12 protein-coding genes, 1 tRNA gene and 2 pseudogenes are annotated in these 13,617 nt (G+C 58.8%); 6 read left to right on the top strand and 9 right to left on the bottom strand.

Annotated elements, in window-relative coordinates; all coding sequences use genetic code 11:
• Positions 1-34: 34 nt before the first annotated feature.
• The 4 genes from GJ632_RS01330 to GJ632_RS01315 form a co-directional block, all read right to left on the bottom strand.
• Complete coding sequence (locus GJ632_RS01330) at positions 35-859, bottom strand: TaqI-like C-terminal specificity domain-containing protein (RefSeq protein WP_197427804.1); 825 nt, start codon at positions 857-859, stop codon at positions 35-37.
• A gap of 23 nt (positions 860-882) precedes the next feature.
• On the bottom strand, positions 883-1,941 hold the full coding sequence (locus tag GJ632_RS01325; protein WP_191451803.1) for an Eco57I restriction-modification methylase domain-containing protein: 1,059 nt from the start codon (positions 1,939-1,941) through the stop codon (positions 883-885).
• A gap of 140 nt (positions 1,942-2,081) precedes the next feature.
• The gene (locus tag GJ632_RS01320) at positions 2,082-3,698 is read right to left on the bottom strand and encodes a DNA methyltransferase (RefSeq protein WP_191451801.1); all 1,617 of its coding nucleotides are present in this window, start codon (positions 3,696-3,698) and stop codon (positions 2,082-2,084) included.
• Between the two features lie 131 nt (positions 3,699-3,829).
• Positions 3,830-4,111 carry a hypothetical protein gene (locus tag GJ632_RS01315; RefSeq protein ID WP_191451799.1) on the bottom strand — a complete coding sequence of 94 codons (282 nt, stop codon included), beginning with the start codon at positions 4,109-4,111 and terminating at the stop codon, positions 3,830-3,832.
• Between the two features lie 186 nt (positions 4,112-4,297).
• On the opposite strand from GJ632_RS01315, the gene GJ632_RS01310 reads away from it, so the two are divergent.
• The 6 genes from GJ632_RS01310 (at position 4,298) to GJ632_RS01285 (ending at position 7,082) form a co-directional block, all read left to right on the top strand.
• Complete coding sequence (locus GJ632_RS01310; protein ID WP_191451797.1) at positions 4,298-4,687, top strand: hypothetical protein; 390 nt, start codon at positions 4,298-4,300, stop codon at positions 4,685-4,687.
• Position 4,688: 1 nt separating this feature from the next.
• Entirely contained in the window at positions 4,689-5,048 is a 360-nt protein-coding gene (locus GJ632_RS01305) for a hypothetical protein (protein WP_197427803.1), read from the top strand.
• Between the two features lie 169 nt (positions 5,049-5,217).
• Entirely contained in the window at positions 5,218-5,511 is a 294-nt protein-coding gene (locus tag GJ632_RS01300) for a hypothetical protein (RefSeq protein WP_191451793.1), read from the top strand.
• Positions 5,512-5,671: 160 nt separating this feature from the next.
• On the top strand, positions 5,672-6,118 hold the full coding sequence (locus tag GJ632_RS01295) for a hypothetical protein (RefSeq protein WP_191451791.1): 447 nt from the start codon (positions 5,672-5,674) through the stop codon (positions 6,116-6,118).
• A gap of 141 nt (positions 6,119-6,259) precedes the next feature.
• Positions 6,260-6,631 (top strand): hypothetical protein, encoded by a 372-nt coding sequence (locus tag GJ632_RS01290; protein WP_191451789.1) that lies wholly within the window; start codon positions 6,260-6,262, stop codon positions 6,629-6,631.
• A 172-nt stretch (positions 6,632-6,803) separates the two neighbouring features.
• Complete coding sequence (locus GJ632_RS01285) at positions 6,804-7,082, top strand: hypothetical protein (protein ID WP_191451788.1); 279 nt, start codon at positions 6,804-6,806, stop codon at positions 7,080-7,082.
• A gap of 855 nt (positions 7,083-7,937) precedes the next feature.
• On the opposite strand, the gene GJ632_RS01280 is transcribed toward GJ632_RS01285, so the two are convergent.
• From GJ632_RS01280 to GJ632_RS01260, 5 genes and pseudogenes are all read right to left on the bottom strand, one after another.
• Positions 7,938-8,008: transfer RNA gene (locus tag GJ632_RS01280), tRNA-Gly, on the bottom strand.
• A gap of 207 nt (positions 8,009-8,215) precedes the next feature.
• A pseudogene (locus GJ632_RS01275) lies at positions 8,216-9,288 on the bottom strand (NAD(P)/FAD-dependent oxidoreductase).
• 103 nt (positions 9,289-9,391) lie between these two features.
• The gene (locus tag GJ632_RS01270; protein ID WP_191451784.1) at positions 9,392-10,114 is read right to left on the bottom strand and encodes a class I SAM-dependent methyltransferase; all 723 of its coding nucleotides are present in this window, start codon (positions 10,112-10,114) and stop codon (positions 9,392-9,394) included.
• Positions 10,115-10,192: 78 nt separating this feature from the next.
• Positions 10,193-12,354 (bottom strand): annotated as a pseudogene (locus tag GJ632_RS01265) (type II secretion system F family protein).
• 1 nt (position 12,355) lies between these two features.
• Positions 12,356-13,617 (bottom strand): type II/IV secretion system ATPase subunit (locus GJ632_RS01260; RefSeq protein WP_191451782.1); only part of this gene is annotated, 1,262 nt, incomplete at its 5' end.

Below are 13,617 nucleotides of genomic sequence, written 5' to 3'. Positions count from 1 at the left end.
GAAAGGACAGAAGATGATGCTGACATCTCGAAACCTAGATCTGGGATAGAGATCGTAGTTCTCCCTCTGTGAGATCATATAATTCTCCAACGAGAACGTTATTGAGCTGTTCAAGTTGCTCAATTTCTTCACTTGAGAGGGAATCGTATTCCTCTACAATCTTCTTTGAAATCTCTCGGATGAGATTCGCTGTGATTAACTCAGATTTCTCCGAAGAGTCAACTACCTCATTCACGCCATCTGTCTGGATTGATTGACGCAACTGTTTGAACTTCTCTTCATGCTTTGCTAATACGTTCTCGATGTCCGCACAAAGATCGGCGCGGATTTCCGGGAGGTGGACAGGAACTTGCTCCAATTGATCGACGAATAGTTCGATATATCCGCTGTTCTTTGGCGGACTGATGGGCTTTAGATACGCAAATATCGCGTCCGTGTTCAGCAGACCAGTCAGATAGTATGGGTCGGTCTCAAGAGGAGTTATCCCAAGTATGAACCCGTTCTCGAAGAGGTACCCATTAGTGTCGATGCAGAAGTGAGGGTCGCTCACCACAACATCGGTTACAATTTTGTCCTTCTCAAAGTAATCGGGAGTTCCAGTCCGAAAGAGTGAGTACCAAGGCCGACCGAGTTGCCGCCACGTTCTTCGAGAGTCTTTCCTATCGAGAAGGTCGCCCTGATGCTCTACTAAGAGTTCGTACGTGTCCCCATACTCTGACTCGAACTTCTCTTCGCTGATTAGCTCGTAGTCTCCATTCGATGTGTCATACGGGAAGAAGGCCGCCTCTTTTGGCGTAGAAACATTCCATCGGCGTATGTCATCTGAAGTAATAATTCGCCTCCAGATACCAGACTTCACCGACCCGTTGATGCGATTATTCTCTATCTCGAATCTGTTGCCTGACTCTCCCAGTATATCTGCTTGCAATAGCGACTTTTTGAGCCGTTTTTTAACGGCGTACCTACAGTAAAGAAGTTTTCATTACCCAACGTTACATCACCTTGCTTCTGTATCTTCTCCCACGCCGTTCGCTCTTCTTCGGAAAGAAGTAGCCATCTCTCGGAATCAAGAGAATCCGCCGTAAGCGTGAACTCAATAATATCTTCAGAGTGATCCCAATCAAATGCCGTAGACTTGACCTCCTGCACAGCCTCTTCAGACCGAATCGAAACGCAGTCAATTGGAATGCCAACATCTCGGCTTCCGAAGAGTATTGTACTATAAATTGTCACATCATCAAACACGGAGTATGCGGTGAAGTCAAATATTTGCTCCAGTCCATAATTCTCCGGTAAGTGCTGACGAAGCAATTCCCCATACTCAGTCTTCATAAACAGATTAGAGGTGATGATGCCGGTACGTCCCCTCTCGGAAAGCAACTCAAAGGAACGCTCAATAAATGGAATATACAGGTCGCACTTTCCAGTAATCGTTTCGTGTCGATCTTTGTATATGTCTTTCTTAAGAGAGCCCATCGTTTGCACTCGGACGTATGGTGGGTTCTCCAACACGACATCAAAGCCGGGATCACTCCGATGCGTGATTGATCCATCATCTTCCACGTCAACGTACGCGCTCGGGAACTCCATCACCCAGTGGAAGGGGTTAAGTTGTTCAATATCTTCCTTGACAAGACCTCTCTCTACAAATGAGCGAGTGAGTTTTTGCTCAGGAACGACGTCAAAAATCTGCTCGTGTCTCCTTGCTAAAACATCGTTGTTGCCCATTTCTAAATTCGCAGACTTCTTCCACGTGCGAAAGCCTAAATTATTAAGTCGCTCATCGAGATCATCGTCAATTGGGCCAGCAAACTTTAGCTTGAGTTTGATATTATCGTGTGATGAGGAAATGATAGATTCCAACTCGGCCGGTCCCGATATATCATCCTCGACGGACACATCTGGTAGTCCGGCGAACCAATCATCGAGTCGTGCTTGCATTTCATCATGAAGAGTATTTAGATCGCCGCGAACTTTTGATACGTCTGTTTCGTTGGACTTGTACTTACGAATATTGTCCCTATATTCTTTCAGATCTTCTTTCAGAAGCTCAGCGATGAGAAGTTGCTGTCCATCTACAACTACCTCTGTGCTATCGAATCCAATAAGAGAATCCCCCGACCGAATGTTGAAATCAATATTCGGTAAGGCTGGACTTCTCGCGGCTCATCCTCGATGTCAGCAACCATCGACAACCATAGTCGTAGCTTACAAATCTCTACTGCGCCATCATCGATGTCCACGCCGTAGAGGTTGTTTAGAATGGTTTGGCGTTTGGCATAGAGTGTCTCGCTCCCGTTTGAATCTTGAATCGTATCGATCTCATCTCTTATCCGACTCGTCAGTTCCCATGGCTCATCTCTTTCCTTCGAGATGAAATATTCAATACACTGTAGATACACGTCAAGCAATACTCCTTGTGCCGCTAGCAGGAAAGCACCACTCCCGACTGCTGGGTCAAGAACATGTGTCTGTCTCAGAATCTCAAAGTATAGTGTCTCTACATGACTCTGCTCGATGGCTCCGGTATCAATCTCGTGTGCCAATTCCCCTCCATCAGCGACTGTCGCACTTTCACCACCTACTGAACTAGCCGCCTCCAGAGAAAATATCTCGTCGATAGATTCGTAGTTTGTCCCCTCCGCGTCGTTCAGCTGATCCAACAGATATGGGTGGATTGCTCGCCGCGCCATGAACCCCGTCACCTCTTCGGGCGTGTAGTACGCGCCCATCTCTTTCTGGTTAACCGTTTGTTCAAAGATGTGACCCAATACCGCCGGAGAGAGGTTTTTCGGGTCAACGATGTCAAGGCGTTCGTCTACGTTCCAGTTCCAGTCTGAGAGGAAGTCGAGAATCCGTCCGAACAGTGCATTTGTCTTCTCGGCGTCTGCGCCCAGCTTCGCCTCCTCGAACTCCTTTTCGATGGGGTTCTTCGAAAACAGACCACCGTTCAGGTACGGAAGCTTACCGAACTCGGGGTCATTCTTACCCTTCGCTAGCATATCGAAGAACAGCGGGTCGTAGAAATCATCGTACACATCACCACCCTCGTTAACGACGCGCTCGTGGTGGTCGTGGAGGTACTTGGCGTCGTAGTCAAGCAGGTTCTTCTCCTGAATGAAGTAGAGGAATATCATCCGGTCGAGCAGAACCTGCACGTACCGCTCTTTGGCGTCACTCCGGTCATCAGGAATTCCGCTAACTTCTTTCACAAAGTCGGTCCGTAGGGACTCAAACTGCTCGTAAAACTCCTTGACGATTTGTCGGGTGTCGTAGAGGTCGTCCATCACCGCCGCCGACTTGCCGTACTCAATCTCGTTGAGCTTCTGCAGGACAGTGTTCTTCTCACCCGTTTCGCTTCGGAACTGTTCCTTGTCGAAAGAGAACTGCTGGTACTTGATACGTCCGTGCGCGTTCCAGTCCCGTTGCCGAGTGATGAACGTGAACGTCTCGTAATCGTCTGTTGATACGAGATTGGTGTGTCGGGTTACGCTCCCGGGTTTGTAGTCGGTCGCGATCTTGCCTGCGCCCGCCTCAACCAGTTCGATGAATTCCCCGTCGGCGAGTTCAAGTACGATGCGCCCATCGTCGCCGAGATCCGGGTGCCGTTTGAGCCCGCGCTTCTCAAGTGAGGTAGCGATGTCATCGAGTGAATCCCACTTTTCGATGTCTTTGGCGATGATTTGCTGAGTCGTCATAGCCAATCATCCAGAAAGTAGCGGCCCTCACACTTCTGCAGGCTATCGAAGAGATACATAGACGTGTCGTACTCTGGGAATGATAAAAATCTAACTATAGATAGTCGCGGTCTCTGTGAGTTCCTTCTCGGCTACGACTCGGATTCCATTTCCTCCAACTGCATTTCGAGTCTCACTCTCTCGCTGAATTTAACGTACTCCTTTGCAGTATCTCCCGGATGCCACGTCTTCATGCGATTGTTCTCTCGATGAAGCCAGTCTTGCTCCTCCATAGCTTTGAGCACCCTTCGAACGGTATGCCGCTGACTCTCGGAAAACCCAAGATCACCCATTTTGAACGACCCTTGCTTGCTAACTGTTATTAATACATCATTCCAAACGCGATCCCGAAGTGTCTGGTTTGAATCACTCATACTTGTGTCGTTATCGCTGATGTGCTTACCACTTTTGGTGTGATAGCGGTGGTGACGGTGACCTATCTGCGAGAAAATAGGAACCTATATATCATCCAACCCCTTCAGATAGAAATACAGAAGTCAGCAAATGTGGTAAAGTAATCAATAAAATGGTGACCCATATCTCGGGCTTCGATAACAGGCATGACAGAAACAGATAAAATCCACCGCGAGATGCAGGAGGCGATTTCCAAGGTCGTTCGAGACCTTGACGACTGGAAGGCGCTCCCGACCGAATGGTCGGAAGTGACCGGCCTTCCAGCCGTCGGACTGACAGATGAATCGTTGAGAGAAGGACCAGATACAGGGCTGGTCCATCGTATCACCATCCGAGCCGAGTCAGATTCCCGTTACGAGGTCATCGGATTCTCCGGGAGGAGAGTCGATGGAGAATACAAACCCACCCATCACATCGCGTGGATGTCGTGCGAAAACAGAGAGTACGATAAACCGCCGTTGTCGGGACTGGACGCCGCTATCGACTACGTTCGGATGGTTTGCAACAGCGCGCTGATTCGGTCAGAGGATGAGTAAGATGAGCTACGAAAACTACGTCCCAGTCTCTGAAGGCTCAACGCTCCCTCCCGAGTTGAGATTAGGGCCGAATTCCCTCACCTCGCGTCAGGAATACGCCAAGAAGTTCAGGCAAGAGTACGCCAAGTTGGAGAGTAGAGACGCCCGGGCAAATCTGCTCAAGGCCGTAATAGGTCATCTGACGGCCCATGCAGGTCTTGACTTCGGGAAGGACCACATTCGGTTTGCAACGGATCCTGACGACGAATACGCAGTCGAGGAATGGACGAGAGTTCTCGCTCGTCACTCTGCGCTCACGGTTGAGTCTGTAGTAGAGGAAATCCATACGGGGTCGCTCAAGACGGTCACCGTTTACCTCTGACCTACGATAACCTCCCCCGTCGAGGTAGCCTGTGTCTTTGGACGCGAAACCTCCTGATGAGCGGCTCTCCGCCTACGGACGTGAATCGGCCCACGTCGAAACGGGAAGCGGGTAGGTCCCCGCTGAACAAATTGGCCCTCCAACGATGAAAGACGACATCAACTCGCCGATGACCGACGAAGAGTTCGAAGAGTACCTGAACGACATCGAATATCTGGTGTCCCTCAGCGTGGCCGCTCTTGGCACTGCAAAAGGGATGCTCTGTGATGAGGTGGATACTGTCTACCCCGATGAGGCGGCGGCGCTTCACCAGTGCCGGAACGACCTAGCGGAAGTCATCCTTTCCATTCAGCGCCGCCGAAAGGATGGACTCCAATACAACCAGCCGACGCGTGTCGCCGAACTCATCGACAAGCTAAGCAAGACAAGCAAAGAGAGAGACAGCGACTACGACCTCCTGTAGGAGTGAGTCTGCTGGTACCTCCGCCCAGCACAACATCTGTCGTCGGGATAGCCAACACGACAAGTGTAAAGTCCCCTGACGAGCGCGAAAACGCGCCTTGGACGCTCTGGCAAGCGTCGAAACGACTCAGCGGTGGTCCCCGCTGACAAGACAGCCCACCATGATAATCACCGCAATCGAAGAGATGGACGGAATCGCTGACAGCATTAAACACGCCAACGTCGAGGAACTCGACGAACAGCTCTCCAGTCTCGCCCACGAGTTTGACGGATGGACGTACTCCGTGATCGACTTCAAGGAATATCCTTCACTCCTTGCCGTCGTAACGACCGAGGAGGAGACAGAACCCGCTCGAAAGACGGTAGTTGGGGTTGCGCCCTCCCTCACCTCTGCGCACTACGTCGTCCCCTTCCTTCTGCAGGGACACGATGTCAAGATGGCGGTTATGGACGTGCGTGAGGATGGAATAACGGAAGAGACTATCCGAGAGTGGAGACCTGAGCCCGCTCAAAAAACTCTGCTGAAATTAGGTGTGGTTCCGATTGCTAAAACCACGCTCAAAGAAGCAGTCGCGTGTGCCCGGGGGTACTGTGAGATAGTCGGATAGCCCAATACCACTCCCCCTGTCGGGGTAGCCTGCGTCTACGGACGTAAAGCCTCCTGACGAGCATCCTCCGCCTACGGGCTCTTTGGCCAGAGCCGAAACGGGGAGCGGGCCGGTCTCCGCTGACCAAACGACCCTCCACAAATGGACGAAGAAATACCAAAACTCAGTGAACTTGCCGAACAGATGATAGCAGAGGGAGCACAGCTCCTCAGAGTGAATGCGGAAATGTTGAGGAGTCGCTATCTCTTAGTGACCGCACACGGTCGCGAAGCGGCTCTCGGATCAGAGTCCAGTCGCTACGCAGAGTATCGCTCAATCGGATCGGTTCGTATTGACGACGAACGATTCCAGTTCGATTATGAATTCGATCCGTTCGGGCCGAGTACACTCGGGTCTCTGCCGCTCTACGTGGCGGAGGCGTTCGACGCCTCCGAAGCTGGCGGATTCGAAGCTACGTCAATAGAAGAAGGACTGAACACGATTCTCGAAGAGAGCACGGGTGGTTCAGAGTGAATGTCACTGGAATCGACTGCCCGTACTGCGGTGAGACACCTGTGTATGAGTCATCGGATAGTCTCCCTCCTAACAGCTACGTCTGTAAGGATGGCTGTCGAGGTGTGTTCTCCACACACGAACTCGAAGCGAGGTGGTGGAAGTGAGAAGTGACACCTTCGACTCGTCATCGATGGTCATCAACGACCACTGTGTCAGCTACCATTCGGACTTGTTCCACCATGACAAAGGACGAGGTGCCGACCTACTCTGGGTGACGCAGGGGTCGGGCTATATCGACCTTACAACCGCGACCACCTACGAACTCGAACACGACAGCTGGTGGGAGTACGAGTTCAGTCCTGCAGATGGCTTGCTCAGAAAAGAGGGCGGCTTCTATCGATGCGTTCTCCACAACGGAGTGAATCTCCGTGAAGTCGTCGTCGCGATTCCAGCCTACTACATCGACTGATCAACCCCCAGTAGTGGGAAAGTGATCCCCCTGCCGAGCGGCCCTCCGCCGGATGTCAGAGACAACATCGAAACGGAGCGTGGTGAGTCCCACGTAAAATCGACTTCGATAGAAGATACAATATGAGATGCAAGAGTTGCAAAGACTACGGTTTCCTAGTTGTCCAAGATGGCTTCATGCAAGAAAGTCCATCAGAGGTCCTCCACGAGAAGTATCGTTGCGAGACCTGCGATGGTATTGGATGGTTGATCCAAGAACCGTTTGGTACGCCTCGCTACACGGGAATCCTCGAATCAGGTGAGAAGTGATGGAGAGAGTATTGTCCCCAATTGAGGAGAGGAACTTACGAGAGAAGTACCAAACACAATCGACCCGAGAGTTAGTTAGCGAGGCTAATTCTGAGTATCAGGAACTTCAAAGCGCACTCACCGTATTAAAAATCGAACGAGCAAATAACTATCAAAGCGGGATATTCTACGCGCTAGAACAGTTCTGTCGCCATGAGGAGAAGTTGTATCTAATGGGCGAGGAGCTACGAATGCGCGCGGACTTCGATCATAAGATGCTCGACTTCTGATCGCGACGAGCGTCGTAGGATCTGGGTCGCCAGACTGCGGCCCGATATACAGCAGATCGTCGCTTTCGCTCGTGAGTCACTCGAATCACCGGGAGATATTCGACCGGAGAAGAGCACTTATTGTCGCTTTCCGTGAATAGAGATCTACGCCGATCGCACGACAGGACGAACCCCCATCATAACCTATGATGAAATCACACCGCCGGTTCCCGAATCGGAGCCCCGACACCGCCGCCGTCTGGCAAAAAGTTGTGACTCCGGTTCATCATAGAAGGGAATGCGCCGGCCGGGATTTGAACCCGGGCCATGAGCTTGGAAGGCTCAGGTCCTGCCACTAGACCACCGGCGCTCACTTCGTTCGCACCGAGCATCAGCGGATTCCGTCCGCTTCGACACCGGCGCGCGTCGTTCACGTCGTTCACTCGCGCGCCGAGCCACCACCTCGCTTCGTTCGATGGAGACATCGGCGCTCACCCCGCCGAAGACGGAGTCGAACGACGTTCACTCCTCTCTTTTCGACGCCGGAATAAGGGTGTTACTCTTTGGACCCGCGAGGTCAGTCGTCGTCGGCCGTCGGTTCGGCTTCGGGCGACGCCGACTCGATGGGCGGCGCGCGCGCCTCCTCGAACTCCTCGGCGGCGGCGCGGATGCGGGCGCCAGTCCGGGCACCTCGTCCGCGCCGACGGGGCCGTTCTCGCGCACCTCCTCCAGACTCCGCGGGAACTCGCGCAGTTCGTAGTGGATGGCGATGCCCGCCTGCGCGCCCTTCCCCATGGCGACGGGAATCTGGTTGTGACCGGGCGTGATGTCGCCGACGGCGTAGACGCCCTCGACGCTCGTCTCGCCGTCCTCGGCGACGGCGACGGTACCGTCGTCGTTGATTTCGCAGCCGAGTTGCTCGGCGAGGTTGGTGTTGTAGTTCGACCCGTACATCGGGAAGCCGCCGCGGTAGTTGCGGACGGTGCCGTCGTCGAACTCGAACGCCTCCAGCCACCCGTCGTCGGACTTCCGCATGCCCGTAATCTCCTCTTCGACCACGTCGACGGGGTGTGCGCGGAGTCGCTCGTCCGTCTCGTCGCTCCACTCGCGTTGCTCGCCGCGGAGGAGGACGTCCACGTCGTCGGTGAAGTTGAGCATGATCATCGCCACGTGGGCGGCGGCCTCGCCGGTACCCATCACGAACACCGGCCGGTCGATGAACATGTAGGCGTCGCAGTGCAGGCAGTAGTGCAGGCCCTTGCCCGTCCGCGGAAGCGGCGGCTTCGGCCGTTCGTCGTTGAAGCCAACGCCGAACACGACCCGGTCGGCGACGAACTCGCCGTCGTTGCCGACGAGGTGGAACCGGCCGTCGTCCAGACGGGTCGCCTCCGTCACGAGGTCACGGTGGACGTCCGCACCGTACTCCTCCACCTGCTCCTGTGCGGTCCGGAGGAACTCGTTGCCGGAGACGTCCTCGGTGACGCCGATGACGTTGTGCGTGTCCACCATCATCGCCGCGCGGCCGCCGCCGCGGTCGACGACCGCCGTGTCGTGACCCAGTCGGGCCGTGTAGAGCGCCGTCTGCAGGCCGGCCGGACCGCCGCCCACGACTACGACTTCGTACTCCTCCGCGTCGCCGATCTCAGTCATCTTGCCCGTCTGTTACCGCCGCGCATTCATAAACGCAAAGCCCGAGTGCGGCGGAACCGACCAGCCGTCTCGTGGTAACACGCAACACGGTTCGGGCAGCGAGCTACGACGCGTCGCCCGCCGCCGTCTCGTCGGCCGGGCCGACGACGGCGTAGCAGTTGCCGCTGGAGACGAACGACTCGACGACGGAGAGCGCCGACGCCTCGAGGTCGGCGGCGAACTCGTCGGTGTCGTAGATGTGGTAGTAGCGCGGGACGCGTTCGCCGCCGGGGAGCGTCCAGTCGACGGTGGTGTCGAACCCCTCGTCGGCGTCGAACCGGTCGTGTTCGACGGACCACGCGCTGACGAGTGCGCGGCCGCCCGGCGCGAGGACGCGCGCGAGTTCGGACAGGCTCGCCACGCGCGCCGTCCGAGGGCGGAGGTGGTGTAGCGTCGCCACGTAGACGGCGACGGCGACGCTGTCGTCGCACAGGGGGAGCGACGACGCGTCCCCCTGCACCAACGCCGCGTCGAACCCGCGTTCGGCAGACCGTTCGCGGGCCTGTTCGAGGAGTCCGCGACTCGCGTCGAGGCCGACGACGCGGGGGACGTGGTCGGCCATCGCCTCGGCGTGCCGGCCGTTGCCACACCCGACGTCGAGTCCCCGCGCCGGTTCCCCCGCGTCCGCACTGGCCGCCTCGCTCGCCGCCGCGGCGTAGTCGTCGAGGAACGACTCGACTTCGGGCCACGGATACTCCCGCGTCGACGAGAAGTGTTCGGCGATGCGGTCGTACGTCGCGCGGGGCGTCTCCGCGTCGTCGAGTGGCGGCCGGTCGTCGCGGGCCATGCGCCACGAAGACGGGCCGCCTACAAAGCCGCCACGAATCGAGCCGGCGCGACGGGGCCGAGCGACCGGGGCGCGCGCTCAGAGAAACGCGAACAGCGCGTACGAGGCGGCGAGGAGGACGACGGCGTGTTTCAGTCCGTCGAACACCCGACCCTCGCCGAGTTGCCCGGCGACGAGACCCGAACAGACCGCCTGAATCGAGGCGGTGTGGAAGAACAGCAGTTCGTAGGCGGCGGTGTCGACGGTGCTGAGCCCGGAGAACACGCCCGTCGAGACGCCGCGCACCTCGCCGCTCCCGATGGCCGAGGACTGACTCGCCGCCTCGACGGCCGGGATGAACGCGAGCGTCAGGGCGACGACGATGCCGAGGAAGACGACGAAGGAGATGTAGATGACGACGAGGTACGTCAGCATCTCCTGTCTGCGCTCGCGGACCAGCCGACGGCTGTCCTGGGCCTCGTTCGCGGCGATGCGGAGGACGGGCGAGATGTCGCCGCTGGCGGCGACGGCGTTCGTCACGAGCGTCACCGCTCGGGAGACCATCGGCGCCTGCGCCCGTCGCTCGAACCCGTGGAGCGCCTCTCGGAGCGAGGCGCCCCACTGCACGTCGCGCCACGTCCGCCGGAGTTCCTCGCTGATGGGTCCGAGGTCGCTGCGCGCGAGTCGTTCGAGGCTCTGTACGACGGTGACGCCCGCCTCGTTGACGCTCGCCATCCGGTCGAGGAAGTCGGGCATCTCGCGCTGTATCGCCTTCAGTCGGCGCTTCCGAACCTCGTACGCGACGGTGACGCCGAACGCGACGAGCAACGTCAGTTCGACCACGGCGCCGTCGACGACGGCGGCGAACTCCGTCCAGTCACCCTCGCGCCCGGGAGCAGAGCGGCGCGGAGCGCCTCGACCGCCGCCCCGCCGTCCAGCGTCGCGACGAGCCAGACGAGACCGAGTGGAACGGTCACGCCCAGCGTGTAGAGCGGGTTCTCGAGCATGCTCCGTCCCGGTCGGGCGAGCACCCGAGTCGCCGACGAGACGCGGTCGTAGACGGCCAGTCGCTCCCGGTTCGCCCGCCAGGGGTCGTCCGCGACGACGCCGCCGTCCGCGCTGACCACCCCGGCGTCGGCGTCGAGGTCCGCCGCCGTCGTCGCGGCGTCGGCCGCCGCCGACGCGTCGGTGGCGTCGGCCGCGGACCCGGAGCGCCCCGGCCCCCGGAGCGACTCGGTGACGCTGTCCACGTAGACGACGAACCCGACGCTCGCCAGCGGAATGGCGACGTACGTCACGAGTCGGAGGAGGGGAAGCGTGTCCTGGATGACCAACCCGACGACGACGAGGATGGTGATGAAAAAGAGCGGCCCGGCGACGAGGACGGTGACGTACACCTCGGCGAACGTCGCCAGCAGTTCGAGGTACTGTCGCTGCTGGGCCTCGGACTCGGTCTGGAACCGGTCGTACTGCTCGCGGAGGAACGTCGAGAGGCTCTGCCCGCTGGCGAGGACGCTCGTGAGGTTCTCGGTGAAGTCGTCGAGTCGCTGACTCGGCGTCCGTTCGCCCATCCGCTGGAGCGCGGTCGGCAGGTCCGTCCCGAACCCTCGCACGTCGCGGACGGCGACGCCGAACTCGCGGGCCGCCTCGCCGTACACGTGCTGGTTCTCCGTCAGCGTCGCCAGCACCTTCTGGAACGGCATCCCCGACCGGGAGAGCGCGTAGACGAAGGCGATGGTCTGCGGGAGCGTCGCGTCTATCTGGATGCGACGGGCGCGCGCCCGTTGGTCGAGGTACTTCCAGCGAACGAGGTACGTCCCGACGGCCGACGCCGCGCCGACTGTGGCCCCGGAGACGAGGAGGAGCCCGAACAGTTCGAACACCGTCAGGGCGGGCATCGCCGCGACGTTCGCGACGAACCCGAGCGGACCCGGCAGCAGTTCTCGGAGCGCCGCCGCCGAGATGGCGAACGTCTGGACGACGACTGCGGCGAGGTAGACGCCGAAGACGCTCCCCGCGACGCCGAACACGGCGGCCATCAGGAGCGTCTTCGAGGCGTACACGCGGTGACTCACGCCGACGAACGCCGCCCGGAGCGAGGACTCCTGCCGCCGCCGCCGCGACCCGGTCGTCACGTACCGCCCGAACAACGGGAGCGAGACGCGGGTGACGAGCAGGTCAGCGTGGCGACTCACCGGCGACAGCACCACCGGGAGACAGAGCGCGAGGGCGAGTCCGAGGGGGAGGAAGCCGACGACCATGTTACCTCGCCGGCCCGTCGTCGGTGCCCTCGTCGGACGGCAGGTCCGTCGCCGCGGGGTCGTCTGCCGACGCCTCGGACGCCGCGCGGTCGGCGGCCTGCGCTCCGGGGCCCGCGCCGACGGTCAGGCCGTCCCGTTCCTCGTGTTCGGGCGGTGCCGCCGCGTCGGCGTCGGCCGCGAGACGGTCCATCACGCGGTCCGGGTCGGCGTAGTACTCGTTGACGAGGGCGGTGAACTGCCGGTAGTCGGAGATGTCGAGTTCGAGCAGGTACCAGAGGAACCGCTCGCGCCGTCGCACCTCCCGGTTGAGTTCCGCGCGCGTCCACCCGCGTTCGCCCTGAATCTCCGCCAGCAGCGACGAGTTACGCTGTTCGAACGTGTCCGTCTCCGCGTCCCACGAGAACGCCCGCGAGTAGTCGAGTTCGCCGGTCCGCTGGTCGATGCCGCCGATTTCGCCGATGGAGCGGGAGCGTCGGACCCGTTCGCCGCCCGACCGAGTGAGCGTCTGGACGCAGAGCAGGTCCAGCGACTGCACCATCGCGCGGGGGACGTTGATGGGTTCGTTCTCCAGACGGTTGATGACCGTCTCGATGCTGTCGGCGTGCATCGTCGAGAACGTCGTGTGACCCGTGTTCATCGCCTGAAACAGCGTCACGGCCTCCTCGCCGCGCACCTCGCCGACGACGATGAACTCGGGGCGGTGTCGGAGCGCGGAGCGCAGGAGGTCGTACATGTCGATGTCCGTCCCCTCGTGCATCCGACTCCGCGTGACCGAGGAGAGCCAGTTGTCGTGGTGCAGCGAGAGTTCGCGGGTGTCTTCGATGGTGAGCACCTTCGACCGCGGCGGCACGAACATCGACACCGCGTTCATCGAGGTGGTCTTGCCCGACGCCGTCCCGCCCGCGAAGATGAGGCTCTTGTTGTGTTCGATGCAGAGCCACAGGTACGCCATCTGCTCGATGGAGAACGTCCCGTACTCCACGAGGTCCACGGGCGTGAACGGGTCGTCGGCGTACATCCGGATGGTGAACGCCGACCCGTGGGGCGTCACCTCCTCGCCGAGGGCGAGTTCGGCCCGCGACCCGTCCGGGAGCGTCGTCCCGACGACGGGGTCGCCGACGCTGATGTGCCGGCCCGACCGTTGAGCCAGTCGGACGACGAAGTTGTCCAACTGCTCCTCGCCGAAGGAGACGTTCGTCTCGATGTCGGTGTAGTCGTCGTGGTACGCGAAGATGGGGAGGTCGTAGCCGTCGCAGGAGATGT

Source organism: Halogeometricum sp. CBA1124 (assembly GCF_009741955.1).
Taxonomy (GTDB): Archaea; Halobacteriota; Halobacteria; order Halobacteriales; family Haloferacaceae; genus Halogeometricum; species Halogeometricum rufum.
The sequence above is the reverse complement of the archived record's forward strand: the minus strand, read 5'-3'. Positions and strand labels throughout refer to the sequence as shown.